The organism is Anaerostipes sp., from assembly GCF_018381315.1.
GTDB lineage: Bacteria > Bacillota > Clostridia > Lachnospirales > Lachnospiraceae > Anaerostipes.
The window spans coordinates 69152-87728 of sequence record NZ_JAGZSD010000010.1; the positions used below are offsets into that span (position 1 = coordinate 69152).

General features: G+C 43.3%; 19 protein-coding genes and 1 CRISPR repeat array. Of the genes, 17 read left to right on the forward strand and 2 right to left on the reverse strand.

From position 1 onward, the window contains the following. Positions 1-33: 33 nt before the first annotated feature. A complete protein-coding gene (locus KH180_RS09540; RefSeq protein ID WP_290759669.1) occupies positions 34-948 on the reverse strand; it encodes a nucleotidyltransferase family protein in 915 nt (304 codons plus the stop codon). A 357-nt stretch (positions 949-1305) separates the two neighbouring features. Continuing rightward, positions 1306-1731: direct repeats of the CRISPR family, unit length 30 nt; unit sequence GATAAACATTAACAAGAGTTGTATTGAAAT. A gap of 309 nt (positions 1732-2040) precedes the next feature. Here KH180_RS09540 and KH180_RS09545 point away from each other — a divergent pair. The 11 genes from KH180_RS09545 to KH180_RS09595 all read left to right on the forward strand — a co-directional run bounded on the left by KH180_RS09545 (position 2041) and on the right by KH180_RS09595 (position 12074). After that, entirely contained in the window at positions 2041-3969 is a 1929-nt protein-coding gene (locus tag KH180_RS09545; RefSeq protein WP_290759671.1) for a BglG family transcription antiterminator, read from the forward strand. An 82-nt stretch (positions 3970-4051) separates the two neighbouring features. Then, positions 4052-4417, forward strand: coding sequence for a winged helix-turn-helix transcriptional regulator (locus tag KH180_RS09550; protein ID WP_290759673.1), 366 nt, complete (start codon positions 4052-4054; stop codon positions 4415-4417). A 78-nt stretch (positions 4418-4495) separates the two neighbouring features. Beyond that, positions 4496-5005, forward strand: coding sequence for a YbhB/YbcL family Raf kinase inhibitor-like protein (locus KH180_RS09555; RefSeq protein ID WP_330624507.1), 510 nt, complete (start codon positions 4496-4498; stop codon positions 5003-5005). A gap of 202 nt (positions 5006-5207) precedes the next feature. Then, positions 5208-7274, forward strand: a complete 2067-nt coding sequence (locus KH180_RS09560) for a BglG family transcription antiterminator (protein WP_290759675.1) — start codon at positions 5208-5210, stop codon at positions 7272-7274. Next, positions 7255-7719, forward strand: coding sequence for a PTS sugar transporter subunit IIA (locus KH180_RS09565; protein WP_290759677.1), 465 nt, complete (start codon positions 7255-7257; stop codon positions 7717-7719). Before KH180_RS09560 ends, KH180_RS09565 begins: the two co-directional genes overlap by 20 nt. Positions 7720-7769: 50 nt before the next feature. After that, positions 7770-8054, forward strand: a complete 285-nt coding sequence (locus tag KH180_RS09570) for a PTS sugar transporter subunit IIB (RefSeq protein ID WP_290759679.1) — start codon at positions 7770-7772, stop codon at positions 8052-8054. A 32-nt stretch (positions 8055-8086) separates the two neighbouring features. Further along, on the forward strand, positions 8087-9448 hold the full coding sequence (locus KH180_RS09575) for a PTS galactitol transporter subunit IIC (RefSeq protein WP_290759681.1): 1362 nt from the start codon (positions 8087-8089) through the stop codon (positions 9446-9448). Between the two features lie 13 nt (positions 9449-9461). Then, on the forward strand, positions 9462-9968 hold the full coding sequence (locus tag KH180_RS09580; protein ID WP_290759683.1) for a hypothetical protein: 507 nt from the start codon (positions 9462-9464) through the stop codon (positions 9966-9968). Next, entirely contained in the window at positions 9962-10834 is an 873-nt protein-coding gene (locus KH180_RS09585) for a class II fructose-bisphosphate aldolase (protein ID WP_290759685.1), read from the forward strand. The genes KH180_RS09580 and KH180_RS09585 overlap by 7 nt, the downstream gene beginning before the upstream one ends. Before the next feature lie 17 nt (positions 10835-10851). Further along, positions 10852-11373 carry a YjbQ family protein gene (locus KH180_RS09590; protein WP_290759687.1) on the forward strand — a complete coding sequence of 174 codons (522 nt, stop codon included), beginning with the start codon at positions 10852-10854 and terminating at the stop codon, positions 11371-11373. Between the two features lie 11 nt (positions 11374-11384). Then, on the forward strand, positions 11385-12074 hold the full coding sequence (locus KH180_RS09595) for a triose-phosphate isomerase (RefSeq protein ID WP_290759689.1): 690 nt from the start codon (positions 11385-11387) through the stop codon (positions 12072-12074). 247 nt (positions 12075-12321) lie between these two features. Here the strand turns inward: KH180_RS09595 and KH180_RS09600 are convergent, their stop codons facing one another. Beyond that, positions 12322-13155, reverse strand: a complete 834-nt coding sequence (locus KH180_RS09600) for a class II aldolase (RefSeq protein ID WP_290759691.1) — start codon at positions 13153-13155, stop codon at positions 12322-12324. 321 nt (positions 13156-13476) lie between these two features. Here KH180_RS09600 and KH180_RS09605 point away from each other — a divergent pair, with 321 nt between their 5' ends. The 6 genes from KH180_RS09605 to xylB are packed head-to-tail and all read left to right on the forward strand — an operon-like array spanning position 13477 to position 18569. Further along, on the forward strand, positions 13477-13887 hold the full coding sequence (locus KH180_RS09605; RefSeq protein ID WP_290759693.1) for a PTS sugar transporter subunit IIA: 411 nt from the start codon (positions 13477-13479) through the stop codon (positions 13885-13887). Further along, on the forward strand, positions 13884-14369 hold the full coding sequence (locus tag KH180_RS09610) for a PTS sugar transporter subunit IIB (RefSeq protein ID WP_290759695.1): 486 nt from the start codon (positions 13884-13886) through the stop codon (positions 14367-14369). The genes KH180_RS09605 and KH180_RS09610 overlap by 4 nt, the downstream gene beginning before the upstream one ends. A gap of 15 nt (positions 14370-14384) precedes the next feature. Beyond that, complete coding sequence (locus KH180_RS09615; RefSeq protein ID WP_290759697.1) at positions 14385-15179, forward strand: PTS mannose/fructose/sorbose/N-acetylgalactosamine transporter subunit IIC; 795 nt, start codon at positions 14385-14387, stop codon at positions 15177-15179. 1 nt (position 15180) lies between these two features. After that, complete coding sequence (locus tag KH180_RS09620) at positions 15181-16020, forward strand: PTS system mannose/fructose/sorbose family transporter subunit IID (protein ID WP_290759699.1); 840 nt, start codon at positions 15181-15183, stop codon at positions 16018-16020. Between the two features lie 20 nt (positions 16021-16040). After that, complete coding sequence (locus KH180_RS09625; RefSeq protein ID WP_290759701.1) at positions 16041-17087, forward strand: zinc-dependent alcohol dehydrogenase; 1047 nt, start codon at positions 16041-16043, stop codon at positions 17085-17087. A 3-nt stretch (positions 17088-17090) separates the two neighbouring features. Further along, positions 17091-18569, forward strand: a complete 1479-nt coding sequence (gene xylB / locus KH180_RS09630) for a xylulokinase (protein ID WP_290759703.1) — start codon at positions 17091-17093, stop codon at positions 18567-18569. The last annotated feature ends 8 nt before the right edge of the window (positions 18570-18577 follow it).

Genomic DNA, 18577 nt, shown 5'->3' on the forward strand with positions numbered 1-18577 from the left:
TATTTCATTAGGAAAGAGCATCGCACTGCCTGGCTAAAATTCTTCTGGATATAATCCCTCAGCCCTCATGGTTTTCAAAGCATCCATGACATGCTGTTTATCTTCTTTGTAAGTAACACCATACCATTGGTCTTTGGAGACAAGGACGTCCATGGTGGCTTTTCCGTTCTTCATCAGATGGCTGGCCACGCTCGGTATAAAGTACTCACATTTTAACGGATTTTCTTTCAGAGAATCCGTAAGGAATTCAGAGAAGCCTGTCTCCAGTTCTTCCATAATCATAGGACGGAATCCAAAAAAGTTCATGGATACGAGGGTGTCAAACGGCAGGGAAGTCCATGTAGTGCCGCCGTCCTCTGTATATTCTGCATGCTCTCCGCGTTTTTCAATATGAGTTCGTTCTGTGATGGAAACAAGCTGGTTGTTTTCATCGACTTCACAAATCCCTCTGGATACATATCCGCTGTCTGTGACAGTATTTCCAAGATGATAACCCACCATTGCAAATTTTGCTTTGTCAGAGGAAGTCTCTCTCATAAGGAACTGAGCCATTGCCTGATAGCCGTGGATTCCATAGTAGTCATCAGCATTAATGACAGCAAATGGTTCCTGGATAAATGGTTTGGCACAGAGGACTGCATGAGCAGTGCCCCACGGCTTTACCCTTCCCTCAGGAACAGAAAAGCCGGAAGGAAGACTGTCTACTTCCTGGAAGGCATAGCAGACTTCCATTCCTTCCGGAATACGGGATCCGACAGTCTCCTTAAAATCCTTTTCAATTTCTCTTTTTATAACAAACACAACTTTACCGAAGCCGGCACGTTTCGCATCATAGATGGAATAATCAATAATAGCATGTCCCTGGGCATCCATAGGGTCCATCTGTTTCAGCCCGCCGTAGCGGCTGCCCATGCCGGCGGCAAGAATAACTAACGCTGGTTTTTTCACTTTTCATACCTCCAAATCAAATTTCTGAATAACATTATACCATAGGTTGACGTGCAAAGCACGCTTATGGCTGCAATGCCTTTTGTTTGACAGGTTTCCTTTTTCAGCAGGTATTATGTCCATTTTCACCAGTGCTGAGAACTTAGGATAGAGTTCATGGCTCCAGCACTTTGTTTGAGAGATGTTTTCCCAACCTCATCAAATGTGGAAATGCCTGAATCATGCATAAAATGGCGGTTTTATGATAGTTTTAGAAAAAACTGAAAAAAGAGCAATCGGTTGGGAAAAATAAAGGAAACGTTGATTTTATCAGGAAAACTGGCTATAATAAAAACAAGAAATGGCTTAAATACGTTGGATAAACATTAACAAGAGTTGTATTGAAATAATTATTCAGCTTTCTGACCTGAATGTCGTAGTTGATAAACATTAACAAGAGTTGTATTGAAATTTTGTTCCGAACGGTCTACCCACAATTCTTCCAGAAGATAAACATTAACAAGAGTTGTATTGAAATTTCTTTTATATAAGTCAGCTTGATTTTTTCCACGCCGATAAACATTAACAAGAGTTGTATTGAAATCTGTTAATAGTAGAAACAATGTTCCCAAAAAGAGGTTGATAAACATTAACAAGAGTTGTATTGAAATACTTGCGGCAAATGCTCCAAAGATGGCGCAGGCGGCAGATAAACATTAACAAGAGTTGTATTGAAATAACCGATTCTTGATTGGCGTTTCGTCCATCGGAATAGATAAACATTAACAAAAGTTGTATTGAAATAGGGCTGCCCTACGGCGTCTCGCTTCGCCTGTCTCTGATAAACATCAGCAATCGTTGTTTAAAAACAGCTTTGTAAACCAAAGCAGTAAATATTTTTAATCCATAAGATCCGGTTTTCCCGGGTCTTTTCTTTTATCAGACTTTATAGTTTAACCAGTCTAAAGCAGCTGTTGTTTCAGCCTCTATATACCATTAATTCAATCAGCCGGCGGAAACCTTCTTTTTCACCAGTTGCGGAATAGGAGCCGGTTAAGGTATAATGATTAATATTACCAACGGATAGAACAGCAATACAAAAGAGGGATTTGAATGTTAAACCAACGACAAATTGAAATTTTATTAGAATTCTGCAATCATTCCGATGAGTACCTGACGGCATCCCATTTTGCAAAGAAACTGGACGTAAGTCTTCGGACGGTTCAGGGAGATATGAAAGTAATCAAAAAGGAACTGACGGATGAGACATGTGCAGAATTGGTTTCCAAGGCTTCCAGGGGAAGCTGTATTCAGGTGAAAAACTATGATGAATTTTCTGCATTTGTGAACTCTCTGTACCAGCAGTACACAACGGTGTCTCTCAATTATCCTACCAGCCGCATCAGCAAAATACTGCTCTTACTGTTAAACAGACATAGGGCCGTGTCAGTCATGGAGCTGGAGGATAAATTTTATGTATCAAGATCCACACTTCAGAATGACTTAAAAAAAGTAGAAGAAATACTGGAAAAGTTTCAGCTGGAACTGCTGAGAAGCAGCAATAAGATCATGATTGACGGGTATGAGATCAACAAAAGGCGCTGCCTGGCAGAGCAGGACCTTTATCTGGCCCACATAAAAAATGAGCAGGGTATGGTATACATTGATGAGAGACAGCTGGCAAAGATCAAAAATATACTGACAGATATTTTTGTAAATTATAAGTACCATATCATGGACACTGACTTTAACAATGCCATACTATTTTTGAATATTATGATCTGCCGGATGGGAGAAGGCTTTTACATACAGCCCGGGGAACTGGATATTACAGAACAGCTGGGAAATGAATATGAAATTGCCAGAGCAGTCTTTGGGAAGATCAGCCGGAGATTTTTCTTAAAGGTTACAGATGAGGAAATCAAATACTTTTCTCTGTATCTGAAAGGCCAGGGCAATAACAGAGATTCAGATACGATTACTCAGGAGATGGATAATTTTATCTCTCAGGCTTTTGAAGAGATCAACAGAAACTTTGGTGTAGACTTTACGGACAATATCAATTTAAGGATTACACTTGCCCTGCACTGCATGTCATTAAGCATCCGCATAAAGTATGATATGCAGGTGAAAAATGATATGCTCAATTATATCCGGGAGACATTTCCGCTGGGATATGATATCGGAGCCTACTTTGCATTTCTGCTCCACCAGCAGTATGGAAAGAGAGTATCTGAGGACGAAGTGGCTCTTCTGGCTGTCCACTTCTACAGCAGTCTTTTGGAATTAAACAGCCGCCAGGGCAATAAAAAGATCCTTGTTATATCTGCTTTAAAAAACAGTATGACGCTTCTCATGAAACAGACTCTTTTAAAATGGTTTTCGGAGTATGTGTCTGTCATTGATTTTGTAAATCCTATGGATGTGACGGAAGACATGCTGGACGAATATGATATCTTCCTTACAACAGAAAAGGAAGAGTTCTTTGAAAAAGGGCTGGCCATGTATGTGGATACATTCCCCAACCAGCATGATTATATGAATATTAAGCTGAATATTGATGGATTTAAGGATATAGAAGACGTGGCAGAAATATTCCATCCGGAACTGTTTTCCAGTGTGAAATCATCAAATAAGGAAGAAGTGCTCAGCATGCTCTGTGAAAAATCCACTGCCTATTTTGAGGTAGAGAACCTTCATTCCCAGGTACTCCAGAGGGAAGAGATCGGCAGCACATTTTTCAGCAAACAGATCGCAGTGCCGCATCCCATGTATGCAGTTTCATCCGATACATTTGTGGCTGTATGTGTATCCAAAGAGCCGGTCATCTGGGATGAGGAGAAGAATGAAGTCCACCTTGTAATGCTGATGCACATAGGGAAAAATAATCCGCAGGCGTTTCAGCTCTGGGACTATTTCTCCAAAATGTTTGCTGACAAATCTTTGGTGGACCGCCTGGTGGAGGATCCTGCATATCCTAATTTTATCAGGTTAGTAAAAGAAGCGCTGGAAACCGGCATTAACAGCACAGATACAATTTAAAAGTGTAAATTTATACGAGGGCGACAATCGAAGGCAGGATTGCCGCCTTTCGTATTGAATTCAGGAAAAGGAGGCTTGTGCATTGAAGATTCGCAGTGAGTTTACATGTCCGCTGGAGCTGGTGCACGATATGGTAAAAGGAAAATGGAAGCCCATCATCCTTTGGCGGCTTCGGCTGGGGCCTGCCGCACTTTCAAGGCTGCAGAGAGACATTGAAGGAATTACGCAGAAGATGCTGCTGGAACAGCTGGGGGAGCTTATGGAATTTGGATTTGTCCAAAAGAAAACCTATGAGGGGTACCCTCTTCACGTGGAATATTCTCTCACAGAGGAAGCGGGCCGAGAATTTTTGGAGGCGTTAAAAATCATGCAGCATATCGGGATTGAATATATGAAAAACAATGGAATGGAAAGTGTTTTGGCTGAAAAACAAGTCGTGCCGGAGTGATGCCCACAAAAAAGTGGGTAATTTACCCTTATTTCTCCTGCTGTTATAATGCAGATTAAGAACAGCAGGGAGGTATGCATGATGTTTATTACAAGCAAAGGAATTATTAACGGAAAAATACAGGATCGTTTTGGGGGAAGGGGAAGACTTTTCAATGAGAACGGAGTGCCGTCCTGTTCTCTTCCTTTCCGGATCGAAGAAGCACCGGAAGAGACGGTATCGTTTGCCATTGTGCTGGAGGACAAAGACGCACAGCCTGTCACAAAGGGATTTACATGGATCCACTGGCTTGCGGCCAATATCACCCGCAGTGAGCTGTTTGAAAATGAAAGCCGGACAGCAGATGATTTTGTGCAGGGAAACAATAGCTGGACCAGTATCCAGGGGAACGGCCAGTCAAAAGAACTCTCCTGTTATTACGGCGGAATGACCCCGCCCGACAGAGAACACATGTATGAGCTTCATGTGTTTGCACTGGACCAGATGCTGGAATTAGAAAGGGGATTCTTTCTGAATGACCTTTACCGGGCGATGAAAGGCCATGTGCTGGAGGAAGCTGTATTGTATGGGGTATATGATAAGATGTAATAAGGATAAAAAATTTACCGGTACACAAAAATCAGGGCAGAAATCCAATAAAACGGATTTCTGCCCTGATTTTAATTATAGGAAACAATGAGAACATGTTTGTTTAAAATAACCCAATTTGATGTATTTGAATTGCATTTGATTGGACTTTTTTGTCGAACAGAATAGATTTAGAATATAACTAAGCTCAAGGAGGAGAAAAATGAACAGACGAAGTAATAAAATCCTGAAGGATTTGATTCTTGGTATTCATGCAGATGTTTCTGAGTTGGAGGAGACATATAACATACAGGAGAGGACCATTCGGGCAGATATAAAAGAGCTGAATAAAGATCTGGAAATGCATCATTTGCCGCTTATTGCTTCTGACGCTGAGGGGAAATTATGGATCGAAACAGATGCGAAGATTGACATCCGGGCATTTGAGAAAATGATCTCCGAATATGACTTCTATACTTACTATCTTTCAAAGAAAGAGCGGTCTACAATTCTTGCGATGATTCTTCTGAATGCAAACGGATATGTAACGGTAGACCAGCTGAAGGATAAAATAGGGGTCAGCCGCAATACACTGCTGCAGGATTTTCAGGAGTTAAAAGCCTGGTTTAAAGAAAACGGTATGACGCTGGTATCCCAGGTGAGGCGCGGCTATATTATAGAAGCACCCGAGATGGAGATCAGAAACGGAATCTTAAAACTGCTGGAAGTAAACGGAGACGATAACTACTATAAGAATGGATATAATCTGAGTGTTTTTTGGAACTTGCTGCTGAAAGAGGCAGACAGTCTTGGAATTTATGAAATTATGAAGGACTGTATTCTGGAAGAGGAGGAAGCGCTGCAGACATTTTTTGCAGACTATTCTTTTTTTGAGGCGGTAACAGAATTAACGATTATTACAAACAGAATCACAAGGAGACAGTTTCTCCCCGGATATTATACAAACGAATGGAATTATTTAAAAGAAGGATCAAAATATACATTCAGTAAAAACTTATTTGAAAAGATATCCGAAATGTATGAAATTGATATACGTGAAGTAGAAATTCTTTACTACACAGAATGTCTGAACGGAAAAAGCTATTTAAAGGACGATGCCCAAAAGACAAATGCATTGGAGCTCAAGGTCATGATAGCGGAAACCATTTATCAAATTTCTACTTGCTTTGGAATCGATTTTTATCTGGATTTTTCACTGTATGACCTTCTTGTGGCCCACATGAAATCCGCAGTACACCGGCTGAAAAACGGTGAGATCCTGGTGAATCCGTTAAAGGAAACATTAAAACAGGATTATCCGAAGATTTTTGAAAATGTCCGGCAGCATCTGGGTTCCCTTGAGGAATATGTAGGCAAAAAGTTTTCTGAAGATGAAATGTCATTTATGGTTCTTTATTTTGCCTCAGTGCTGGAAAAAGAGAGAGCAGAGACGGAGAAAAGCAAAAAGGTAAAGGTAGCTCTGGTCTGTGCTACAGGAAGAGGAACGGCACAGTTTATGCTGGCGAAACTCCGGATGCTGGATGACATGATCCAGGTAGTGAGCATTTCTTCTTTCCATAACATGAAAGAAATTGAGACAAACGGAACCCAGATGATCATATCGACCATACCATTGGACAATGTCAGCCTTCCATGTGTGGAAGTACGGTCGCCGATGCTTGAGAAGGAAGATATTCTTGATATACAGAGGCTGGTACTGGACATCCGAGAGGGAAGTGATAAGGCGGTAAAAGAAAGGGTGCCGGAAACAGCCAGCTTGTCTGATGCAAGTATTCAGGGTGCCTTCTATGACCTGCTCTCTGAGGAAAGAATCCAGGTGGAGTACCTGGCCAAAGACTGGGAGGATGCGGTAAGGCAGTCGGGCAGGCTGCTTCTGGAAACAGGGGCAGTAAAACCGGAATATGTGGAAGAGATGGTTATGAACATTAAAAATAACGGCCCCTATATTGTTGTGTGCCCTGAGACTGCACTTCCGCATGCGAGTGCTGAGCAGGGCGTTATCAAAGAAGCGGCCTCAGTCTTAAGGTTAAAAGAGCCTATTGATTTTCACAGCGGAACCAATGATCCGGTAAGATATGTCGTTGGCATGAGCATCCAAAGCGCAAAGAGCATCAACAGCGCCATTTACGATCTGATGATGATCTTCGGCAATGAGAATATAAGGAAAAGATTAGATTCCATGCCGGATGCAAAGGCGCTTCTGCAAACTTTAAAAAATTTAGAAACCAGTAATGATAAGGAGAAAGACGATGAAGATGATAACCAATAACACAGATAAACATTACCTTGCAGTTTCTTTGTCAGGTACCAGCGATCAAGATGTGCTGGGGAAAATGGCGGATGCCATGTTCGGGGAAGGCTATGTGACAGACGGATTTCACGATGCCATTATAAAACGGGAGGAAAACTTCCCTACCGGACTTCCCACAGGAGAAATCAACGTGGCAATTCCCCATACAGATCCGGAGTTTGTGAAAAAGCCGGCCATATGCCTGGGGGTGCTGGATGAACCTGTAGAATTCAGCGTCATGGGAATGGAGGGAGAGAAAACCAGCGTGTCTCTTCTGTTTATGCTGGCAATCAAGAAAAAGGAAGAACAGCTGGGGCTGCTTCAAAAGCTTATCGAGGCATGTCAGGACCAAAAAGTTCTGGCAGTCCTGAAATCAGGAAGTGTTGACAAGATTGATGAAGTATTAGGCAATCTGATCAAGTAACAGAGCAAAACTGAACTTATTAATTATTTATATATAAAGGAGAATGTATCATGAAGAAAATTTTAATTGCATGCGGATCAGGAGTGGCAACATCAACAGTTGCAAACCAAAAAATTTCAGCTTACTTAGACGAACATGGATTTGCGGGAAAATACAAGATTGAGCAGTGCCAGGTATCAGAAGTAGTTGAGAAATCAGGAAATGTTGATTTTTGTGTTTCCACCACGCTGGTCAGCGGTGATGTGAAATGCCCTGTGTTAGCAGGACTCCCATTATTAACAGGGGTGGGCATTGACAAATTGTTTGCTTCTATTTTGGAAGAAATGCAGAAGTAAGAAGGAGAAGAGGATAAAAAAGGAGGATTATTATGCAAGCGATTATTGATGTATTTAGCTATATTAACTCACTCGGAGCCAATGTCATGATGCCGATTATCTTGACAATTATCGGTGTGGCTTTAGGTGCTAAATTTGGAAAAGCCCTGCGCGGAGGTTTGACTGTAGGTATCGGATTTATCGGATTGAATCTCGTCGTAGGTCTGATGGGTGAGAACCTGGCTCCGGCAGTTCAGCAGATGACGCAGCGTTTCGGACTGACTCTCTCTACGGTAGATATCGGGTGGCCGGCAGCGTCAGCGATTGCTTTTGGTACGACCATCGGACTGATTATCATTCCTGTCGGACTGATTGTAAACATTTTAATGCTGCTGACCAATACAACACAGACATTGGATGTGGATATATGGAATTATTGGCATTTCGCATTTACCGGTTCCTTAATTTATGCACTGACAGGAAATTTTGCTTATGGTGTTATCGCAGCTATTTTAAATATGGTCATTGTTATGGTCATTGCTGACTATACAGCACCGAAGGTGGAAGAAACGCTGGGAATGCCGGGAGTATCTCTTCCTCATGGATTTACTACAGCATTTGTGCCGATTGCCATTGTTGTAGACAAGATTATTGATGCAATTCCGGGAGTAAAAAATATTAACATTGATATTGAAAAACTTCAGAAACGTTTTGGTGTATTTGGAGAACCAATGCTGGTAGGAACTGTTTTGGGAATTATCATTGCGGCATTGGCAGGAAATAATCTTCAGGCTGTTCTGCAAATTGGTATTACTTTGGGTGCGGTTATGGTATTGATCCCCAAGATGGCAGCATTATTAATGGAAGGGCTGATGCCGATTTCTGATGCAGCACAGGAATTTGTATCATCTAAATTCGCAAACAGAGGGAAAATATATATTGGACTTGATTCTGCAGTAGGTGTAGGACATCCGGTTTGTCTGACTGTATCATTAATTCTGGTACCGCTGACCGTATTCCTGGCAGTTATCCTTCCGGGTAATACAGTACTTCCAATGACAGACTTATCTGTAATGCCGTATATGTTTGTTCTGATTGTGCCGCTGGTAGGAGGAAACGGATTCCGGGCATTGATTACAGGAATTGTATGTCTGATTGGCGGACTTTATATCTCCACAGATCTTGCACCGTCCATCACAGCAGTTGCAAAATCCGTAAACTTTGCGATTCCAAAAGGCGCAACAATGATTTCTTCTATTTGTGACGGAGCTAATCCATTATCATGGATTCTTGTAAAGGCTCATTCTGCCGGTGTAATCGGATTGATCATTGCAGTGGCAGCTGTTGCGGGACTGGCATTGATTAATAGAAAACGTATTATCAAAGAAGCAAAAGAATTACATGCGGAAGCATAAGGAAAGGTAAAAAATGATGAAGCGCTATGTATATCAACCATCTCATTTTTCTATACAGATGACAGCACCCGGGATTTTTACTGCGGCCATCGGAGTGTTCTGCCTTTATCAATATTTGGCCGCAGGACACCATCTGCTGTACTTACTGATTTTTGGACTGTGTGTGTATAATGTCTGGAATGTATTTGTATCTCTGAGCAATCCATCGGAAATCCGCATTGACGGCGGCAGAACAGTAGAGTTTTGTGCCTATGGGAAAAGCCATACATATGAAATCAGCAAAATCAGAAAGTACAGTATGAGACCGCTGGCAGGCGGGACAAAAATGTATATGACCTTTGACGGCGGCGCAATCATGAGGGGAAGGTACTGGGTAAGAATATCCGAATTCTCTGATGAAAAGGAACTGGAGGAGTTCTTTTATGATCTGGATGTGCAGATCAATCCGGATTCTATTGTCTCAAAGGCAAGGACACAGGGCCGGGAACGGCTGAAAAAAACGGGAGGATGTAAATGTTAGTTACATTAAAAGAATTACTTGATCAGGCAAAAAAAGAAAAGAAAGCAGTCGGTGCATTTAACGGCACTACACTGGAAGCAGTCCGTGGGATTATTCAGGCGGCAGAAGAGCTCGAATGTCCCGTTATCTTACAGCATGCGCAGAGTCATGACGAATTGATTGATCTGAATGAAATCGGACCAATTCTTAAATATTATGCAGAGCGCGCAAAAGTCCCGGTGGCTCTTCACCTGGATCATGGAAGCAGCTTTGAACGGTGTGTGCAGGCGCTCCATCTTGGATTTACTTCTGTTATGTATGATGCTTCTGCAAAAAGTTTTGAAGATAATGTGAGGGAAACCGCTGAGGTTGTTAAGACTGCCCATGCAGTAGGAGCCAGTGTCGAAGCAGAACTGGGACATATCTTTACGTCAGAGGTTGTCCAGGGAGAAGGCTCCGGATCTGACAATAAAGATGATTATGATAATTTAGATGACATTTATACAGACCCTGAGGTCGCCAAGGAGTTTGTGGAGAAAACAGGAGCCGACTGTCTGGCCGTGGCTTTCGGAACGACCCATGGCGTGTATCTGACCGAACCCAAGCTTGACCTTCCGCGTGTGGCAAAAATACGTGATGCTGCAGGAGTACCTCTTGTCATGCACGGGGGATCCGGTGTATCAGATGAAGATTATAAAGTGGCCATTGAAAACGGTATATGCAAAGTCAATTATTATACATACATGAATACAGCAGGAGGAAGGGCTTCCAGGGATTATTGGGAAGACGGGGATAAACCGCTGTTTTATGATTCCATGTCTCTGGCGGCAACAGAGGCGATTAAGGAAGACGTAAAAAAGGCACTGAAAGTATTTCAGAAAAAGTAATTTGGAGGGAAACAAAAATGGCAGTATATAAAGATACGATCAAAGTACAGTCACACGGAGGGACCCCTACTTATGTGGATGTCACTCCGGAGGTGAAGAGAATTATTGAAGAGAGCGGGATTAAAGACGGACTTTGCGCAGTAATTTCACCTCATACAACCTGTTCTGTATTTTTTGAGGAGTTTGTACATGATTATAATGAAAATGGAGATGAATTCCTGCAGGAAGACCTGAACAATGCACTGGCAAAGATAATTCCCGACCATGTAAGTGCTGATCAGTACAATTATCCCGGTGAAGAACACTACAGAGAAGTGGAAACCTGGCCGGATGTAGATTTTTGGCTCCCGGGAGGGGACAGAAAGGCATTATTTAACGGAGATGCTCATCTGCGCTCAACAATCCTTGGTTCAAGCGAAACTTTTGAGGTCGATGAAGGGAAACTGGGAGTGGGAGTTACAGGATATATTTATTTTGTAGACTTTGACCGCACACGCCCGCGCGAAAGAAAATGCAAAGTTGTAGTGATCGGTGAGTAAGGAGGAAGAAGATGAGCAAAATAGATTCTCCGTTTTTAGTTGTGAATCCTAAATCATATTTGTATGGAAAAGAGAGCCTGGCACTGGCAAAGGCCGCGGATGAAGCGGCCAGGGATACCGGGCTTACGGTCATCTTTACCTGTCCATATGCAGATGTCCGTATGATCCGTGAAAATACAGAAAATATTATTGTCTGTGTACAGTCTATGGATCCGCTGTCACCGGGACGCGGGATGGGGCATGTCCTTCCGGATTCACTAAAAGAAGCCGGAGCAGACGCAGTATTTTTAAATCATGCGGAAAATCCCAAGACTCTTTCTGATTTATATGCATGTATCCGGCGGGCAGCCGAGCTTGAAATGACTTCTATTGTATGTGCGGACTCTATCACGGAGGCAAGAGCCGTGGCGTGTATGAATCCGGATGTTGTGCTGGCAGAGCCTACGGATCTGATCGGAACCGGTCAGGTGGCAGACGATGCTTATACAATAGAAGCAATTCATCAGGTACGCAGAGTAAACCCTGATGTGCTGGTTGTGGTTGCCTCCGGAGTGAGCACGGCGGAGGACTGCTACAATATGATACGGTTAGGGGCAGATGGTACAGGAGGAACATCCGGTATTCTTAACGCACCTTCACCAGCCGGCCGCATCAGAGAAATGGCAGAGGCCATTGTGAGAGCAAAGAAAGATTCTGTTTAGGGAATATTATAATTTGATTCAACAACGGATAAATTTGTTTTAATGAGGAATACTGACTTTGTGAAAAAAACTGGAGGTAACGGAACTAATGGCAAAAGCTGGTATGAGACGGCCTGACCCCAAAGAACCGCATGGTACACAGAGCAACCATAAAGCAAATCCAATGTAATAATGATGATATGAAAAAACATCTATTCACTTCAGCTGAATAGATGTTTTTTTTGATGCAGGATATCTTTTAATGGATTTATTCGTTAATAATGGATACTAATTCTGCTGCCTTTTTGCTTACATTTTCAATAGACTGGATACTAAGTCCAATTACATTCACCTCATTTTGATTCTGTACATAAGCCTCTCCAAAAGTTGAAATAAAGGCTTTTCTCAGATCTGATCCATAATTAACTTTTAAAAGGTTAAATTCTCTTGCCTTTTGAATTGTTTCAAAAGGGATTCCGGAACCACCGTGCATGACAAGGGGTACAGGAGAAACCTTTGAGATCTCATCTAATAGAGGAAGGTCTACTTTGGGAGTCAGATCAAGGCCGTGGACATTTCCCACAGATACTGCAAGCAGGTCACAGCCGGTTCTTTCCACAAAATCAGCTACCATTCCGGGGTCCGTCTTGCTGTCCGCTTCATTTACAATATCCTCTTCTTTCCCCTGCAGTGCACCCAGCTCTGCCTCTACCGGTACTCCGTAGAAATGGCAGTACTCAACTGCACGTTTTACTTCTTTAATGTTTTCTTCAAATGGAAGGTGGGATGCATCAATCATAATAGAAGTAAAACCTGCATCCACACATGCTTTTACATGTTCGTAAGATTTGCCGTGGTCCAGGTGCAGGCCGATTGGCACATCGCTGTCTTTTACTGCATCCCTCGTCAGATATGTAATGGTATCGGGGCTGGACAGTCTCAGGTTATTGGAAGAAATCTGAATATACCCCGGAAGTCCTGCCTGATTTAATCCTTTGGCAATGGCATAAGTCATCTCCAGGTTGGTTGTATTAAATGCAGGCAGAATATAGTGATTGTCTTTTGCATATTTCATCAGGTCAAATCCATTTACAATTTTCATTTTCATATAGCGGCGGTGATAAAAAAGGCCGCTTCCTCCTATCTAATCTGGAATTCGTCGTTTTTACCGTTCACCTGTACGTACTAAGCTTGATTTGATTATAACAATGAAAGAGACTGGAATGAGTTTATTTATTGCGCAAATCATCCCGCAAAACCAGTGCAGGAATAAAGAGAGAACTGCGTAATAAATTGCGCAGTCAATCATGCAAAGTGCTGGCAGATACTGCGGTAATGTTCATGCAAATGTCTGTGAAAAACAGAGGATTTGCCGTGGTATACTTCAATTACATCAAAGGCCAGATGAAAAGGAGGTAAAGGAATGAAGGTCATTGCAGTATCCCACGGAAGCTATTCAAAAGGGCTGGTGGAAAGTACCCAGATGCTTGTCGGAGAACAGGAAAACCTGGTAGCCTACGGGCTGTTTCCGGAGCAGACCGTAGCAACGCTGACGGAAAAGCTGGAGGCAGAGATTGAAAAAACAGAAGAGGGAGAAGAAATTCTTTTTGTATCTGATTTATTTCACGGAAGTCCGTTTAATGCAATTGTCTCTTTAATGGAACATCATGATATTTATCATGTGACAGGGATTAACCTGCCGCTGATGGTAGAAGTAATGATGGGACGGTATGCAGGCAAAAGCGCAGAAGAAATTTGTGAAGAACTTTTAAAAGCAGCACCAGGAACCGTAAAGGATGTAAGGAAATTATTTGAGGAGGTAGACGAGGAATGAAAAATGTTGTATTAGCCAGGGTTGACGACCGGCTGATCCACGGGGAAGTCGTTTCTGTGTGGACACCCAGCTTAAATGTCAACAGAATTATCGTGGTGGATGACGAGGTTGCGGCGGATAAGTTTAATAAGAGGGTTATAAAGGCTCTTGCGCCGAACGGTGTTAAGGTGAATGTATATGGAACGGAAAAGGGAGCGGAAGTGCTCAAAAAGGATCCGAAGGAAGCCGGGGAAAGGGTCATGATCCTTACCAAAACGCCGATTACATATGACCGCATGACAGATTTGGGACTTGAATTAAAGGACGTGAATCTGGGCGGAATGGGACTTAGAGGAGAGAGAACACCATTCATTAAAAATGTGGCCTGCGATCCGGATGAGATTGTTTCTATTAAAAACCTGATGGCAAAAAATGTCCATGTCTATTATCAGCTGGTTCCGGAACAGCAGGTGATTGAAGTAACAGGATATTTGGATAAATAGAAGGAGGAAATATATATGGAAAAGATGACCATCATACAGGCAGTTTTATGCGGAGTTGTTTACTGGCTGGCAGTGGGCAATTTACCGTTTGTAGGCCTTTGGTCCTTACAGAGACCGCTGGTCTGCGGTATGATCACTGGTTTGATCCTGGGGCATCCGATACAGGGAGCGGTGATTGGAGCAACCATTAACCTTGTATATCTCGGATTTATGTCTGCAGGCGGAAGTATGCCGGCTGATATGGGGCTTGCGGGAGTTTTGGGAACGGCTTATGCGATTGTCGGCGGATTAGACACAGATACAGCGCTGGCATTGGCAGTGCCCATCGGTATCCTCGGAACCATCGTCTGGGCAGGACGTATGACATTTGACTGTTTCTTCGTACATATAGCAGATAAATATATTGAAAACGAACAGTACAATAAAATCTGGCGGGCCAATGTTCTGTTTCCTCAGATTATGTGTTTCCTGATGACGGCGATTCCTTGTGCGCTGGCTGCTTACTTTGGTTCTAACTATATCCAGGGAATTCTGAATATGTTAAGCGGAAAAGTGCTGACAGTGTTCCAGATCATCGGTGGTTTGATGCCTGCACTGGGAATTGCAATCACACTCCAGTATATCTTTAAAGGGGAATCCAAAGTATTCCTGTTTGTAGGATTCTTACTGGCTGTATACTCTAAGCTTCCGCTGCTGACATTAGGTATCATTGCCCTGCTCGTGGCAGTTGTATATGTTCAGGTTACTTCCGCTATGGAACCTGCAAAAGCAGCAGTAGTGGATGATGAAGATGATGAGGAGGACGACTAAGATGGAAAATAAAAAGAAGAGTTTGATCCCAAAGGCCGCCTTGATCAAAGCATGGTTCATTTGGGAGACATTCCCGCAGACTTGCTACAACTATGAGAGAATGATGGGTCAGGTAGTTGCCCATATGTTTTCAGCAATTATTAATTTCTTATACAGAGACAATCCTGAAAAGCGCAAGGAAGTCATGAAGCGCGAGATTGAGTTTTTTAATGTACATATTGAGTTTGGGGCATGTATCCTCGGTATGGCGGTTGCACTGGAAGAGCAGAAGGCCATGGGAGAAGAGATACCCGATGAATTTATCACAAACCTGAAAACCTCTTTGATGGGGCCTCTGGCAGGTATGGGTGATACTATCTGGCAGGGCGTGGTCATTCCGATCCTCTTGGCAGTATGTATTGATTTAACCCGTTCCGGAAGCGGAAATATATGGGGAGCTGTCATCTATGCGGTTGTAATCATTGCGGCAGCTTATGGCTTAAGCTACTGGAACTTTATGTTTGGTTATAAAGCCGGAAGCGAAGCAATCATGGACTTTCTTGAAAAAGGAATTCTCAATAAGCTCATCAAAGGAGCTTCTATCATGGGTTGCATGGTAATGGGCGGCCTGGTTGTGAACTATGTAAAAGCAAGCTGCGGACTGAAAGTTGTAAGCTCTACGTCTACTTATGACATCCAGACAAGCTTTTTAGACGCTATCTGTCCGAGCATTCTTCCGCTGGCAGTGACGATGCTTGTTTACTACCTGATGAATAAGAGAAGATGGTCTTCCTTAAAAATCATTGGACTGATCGTTGTGATCGGTATTGTAGGAGGAGTAACAGGAATCTTAGCATATTAAGTTCAGAAAGAGTGAGGTAGATGAAAGCAATTATATTAAATCAGCCAAAAGATTTTTCCATCAAAGATATTGAAGTGCCAAAGCTGAAAGAAGATGAGGTGCTGATCCGGATCAAGGATTCCGGCATCTGCACCAATGATGTCAGGGACTTTAACGGGGACTGTAATTACAGCTATCCAAGGATCGGCGGGCATGAGTACTGCGGAGTCATCGAAGAGATGGGCAGCGGAGTCAGCACCGGACGCCATTTTAAAGGACAAAAGGTTGTTCAGTATATTATTGATGACTGCAAGGAATGTTTTTTCTGCAAGCACGGGGAAGAAAATATCTGTGAGGAGCACCCGAAGAGCAGGATTTTCACCAATCCGGACGGACTGTCAGGATACGGAGGGTTTGCAGAATTTGTTGTGGCAAAGGCAGAGGACCTGTTTGTATATCCGGACAGCACCTCTTTTGAACAAATGGCATTTACAGAGCCTCTGGCCTGTGTGGTCAACAGCATCAACCGGACTGTAATACAGTTCGGAGATGATGTGGCTGTCATCGGCGGAGGCACCATGGGAATGCTTCATGTGATGCTGGCTAAATTAAAAGGGGCAAGAGTCATACTGAGCGAGCCGCTGAAGGAACGGAGAGACCGGGCATTAAAGCTTGGATGTGACGATGTTGTGGATCCAATGAGTGAAAATGCTGTTGAAAAAATTAAGGAGCTTACCGGAGGAAGAGGTGCCCAGGTTGTATTTAATACCACTGCCATTCCGGCCATTGCGGCGCAGGCTGTGGAGATGACTTCTCCCGGCGGAATGAGTGTTATGTTCAGCTCTATGCATCCAAATGATCCGGTTCCGGTCAATATGGGAGCAGTGCATTCTTATCAGAAGACAGTGACGGGGGCTGTAAGCCCGACGATTACCTCTTTTCATCAGGCAGTACAGCTGATCGGAAAAGGACTGATTGACCCTACAGTGCTCACAGAACAGATTTATGATTACCGGGATTTTGACAAGGCCATCGCGGCGGCGATGAAACCGGATACATATAAAGTGATTCTTAGATTTGGAGAATAGCAAATGGAACATTATATTGGAATTGATATAGGAACTTCTTCTGCTAAACTGACACTCATCAATGAAGCGGGAGAGATCAGAAAAGAAAGCAGCAGGGAATATGGGATTGATGAGCCGGCACCCGGATGGAAAGAAATTGATCCTGAGATCTGGATGAATGCAGTGGAGGAAGCGATGAATGAGCTTCTTCAGGGAGAAAATCCTGAGAGCATCGGAGCCATCGGAGTGACAGGGCAGATGCACACGGTTGTGTTTCTCGGATGGGACGGCACATCCATCCGGCCGGCATTGATGTGGAATGATACAAGGACCATTGATCTTGTTAAGGAAACAAAAGAGAAGATCCAAAAGATCCCGGAAGTATCCTATATCTCCAATATCATTTCCACAGGCAGCCCGGCAGTGAACCTGCTGTGGCTGAAGCAAAATGAGCCGGAACAGTTTCAGAAGATGAAAATGTTTCTGATCGGCCCGGACTATATTGTTTACCGGCTGACCGGACAATGCCAGACGGATTACTGTGAGGCATCCACATCATCCCTGTTTGATCTTAAGAATCGACGATGGTCCCCGGAGATAAGAAAGATTTTAGGGTTTCCGGAAACGATTTATCCAAAAGTAAAAGGAAGCGGAGAGACGGCCGGATATGTAACAGAAGCCTGGAGGAAGAAGTTTGGTTTCCGAAGGCAGGTGCGGGTCATCGTCGGCACCGGTGACAATCCGGCCGCTGCTGTTTCCACAGGATGCTTTTCCAGCATGTATCCGGTGCTGTCATTGGGTACCTCCGGGGTTCTCATGTTCCCGAAAGAACAGATGGATTTTCAGGCAAAAGGGAAGAATATCATGTTTTCCGCTGACGGAAAGACAATTTTGACGCTTGTGCAGGGAGTGATACAGTCTTCGGGCAGCAGTTATGGATGGTGGGTCAGACAGATTCTGGGCACAAAAGATTTTTCGGCGGAAACCGAAGGAACAGACCTTGCAAAGCTTGGTGAAAATGATCTGATCTTTTATCCTCATTTGGTGGGAGACAAAACTATTTATGCGGATCCTGCACTGAGAGGAGCCATCGTAGGCATTGGGACAGAGACGACCAGACAGGACATGACAGTTGCGGTCATGGAAGGGATCTGCCTTGGTGTAAGACAGCTTGCAGAGGTCATGAAGATTGACAGGCCAGATCTGCAGAATCTTAAGGTAACCGGAGGAGGCTCCAAGAACAGAGTTTGGATGCAGATCCTTGCGGATGTTTTGAATACGAAAGTAGAACAGCTTAAAAGCGGTTCGGGAGCAGGCTATGGAGTGGCCCTGATGGCAGCCGCCGGTGCCGGACCGGATACAGACCTGGAACAGCTGATTGCAAATACTGTAGAAACGAAGGAAGTTTTTTATCCGAGAGAATACAATGCAGGCCTTTATGAGAAAAAGTACAGAAAGTATAGTAAACTCTATAAGGCATTGACTGAAGTATTCCGTGATTAGAAAGGGTG

What these genes read in the sequence shown, in the direction of transcription:
- KH180_RS09545 (WP_290759671.1), top strand. Translation starts at nt 2,041, where the DNA reads ATGTTAAACCAACGACAAATTGAAATTTTATTAGAATTCTGCAATCAT.
- KH180_RS09555 (WP_330624507.1), top strand. Translation starts at nt 4,496, where the DNA reads ATGATGTTTATTACAAGCAAAGGAATTATTAACGGAAAAATACAGGAT.
- KH180_RS09560 (WP_290759675.1), top strand. Translation starts at nt 5,208, where the DNA reads ATGAACAGACGAAGTAATAAAATCCTGAAGGATTTGATTCTTGGTATT.
- KH180_RS09565 (WP_290759677.1), top strand. Translation starts at nt 7,255, where the DNA reads ATGAAGATGATAACCAATAACACAGATAAACATTACCTTGCAGTTTCT.
- KH180_RS09570 (WP_290759679.1), top strand. Translation starts at nt 7,770, where the DNA reads ATGAAGAAAATTTTAATTGCATGCGGATCAGGAGTGGCAACATCAACA.
- KH180_RS09575 (WP_290759681.1), top strand. Translation starts at nt 8,087, where the DNA reads ATGCAAGCGATTATTGATGTATTTAGCTATATTAACTCACTCGGAGCC.
- KH180_RS09580 (WP_290759683.1), top strand. Translation starts at nt 9,462, where the DNA reads ATGATGAAGCGCTATGTATATCAACCATCTCATTTTTCTATACAGATG.
- KH180_RS09585 (WP_290759685.1), top strand. Translation starts at nt 9,962, where the DNA reads ATGTTAGTTACATTAAAAGAATTACTTGATCAGGCAAAAAAAGAAAAG.
- KH180_RS09590 (WP_290759687.1), top strand. Translation starts at nt 10,852, where the DNA reads ATGGCAGTATATAAAGATACGATCAAAGTACAGTCACACGGAGGGACC.
- KH180_RS09595 (WP_290759689.1), top strand. Translation starts at nt 11,385, where the DNA reads ATGAGCAAAATAGATTCTCCGTTTTTAGTTGTGAATCCTAAATCATAT.
- KH180_RS09600 (WP_290759691.1), bottom strand. Translation starts at nt 13,155, where the DNA reads ATGAAAATTGTAAATGGATTTGACCTGATGAAATATGCAAAAGACAAT.
- KH180_RS09605 (WP_290759693.1), top strand. Translation starts at nt 13,477, where the DNA reads ATGAAGGTCATTGCAGTATCCCACGGAAGCTATTCAAAAGGGCTGGTG.
- KH180_RS09610 (WP_290759695.1), top strand. Translation starts at nt 13,884, where the DNA reads ATGAAAAATGTTGTATTAGCCAGGGTTGACGACCGGCTGATCCACGGG.
- KH180_RS09615 (WP_290759697.1), top strand. Translation starts at nt 14,385, where the DNA reads ATGGAAAAGATGACCATCATACAGGCAGTTTTATGCGGAGTTGTTTAC.
- KH180_RS09620 (WP_290759699.1), top strand. Translation starts at nt 15,181, where the DNA reads ATGGAAAATAAAAAGAAGAGTTTGATCCCAAAGGCCGCCTTGATCAAA.
- KH180_RS09625 (WP_290759701.1), top strand. Translation starts at nt 16,041, where the DNA reads ATGAAAGCAATTATATTAAATCAGCCAAAAGATTTTTCCATCAAAGAT.
- xylB (WP_290759703.1), top strand. Translation starts at nt 17,091, where the DNA reads ATGGAACATTATATTGGAATTGATATAGGAACTTCTTCTGCTAAACTG.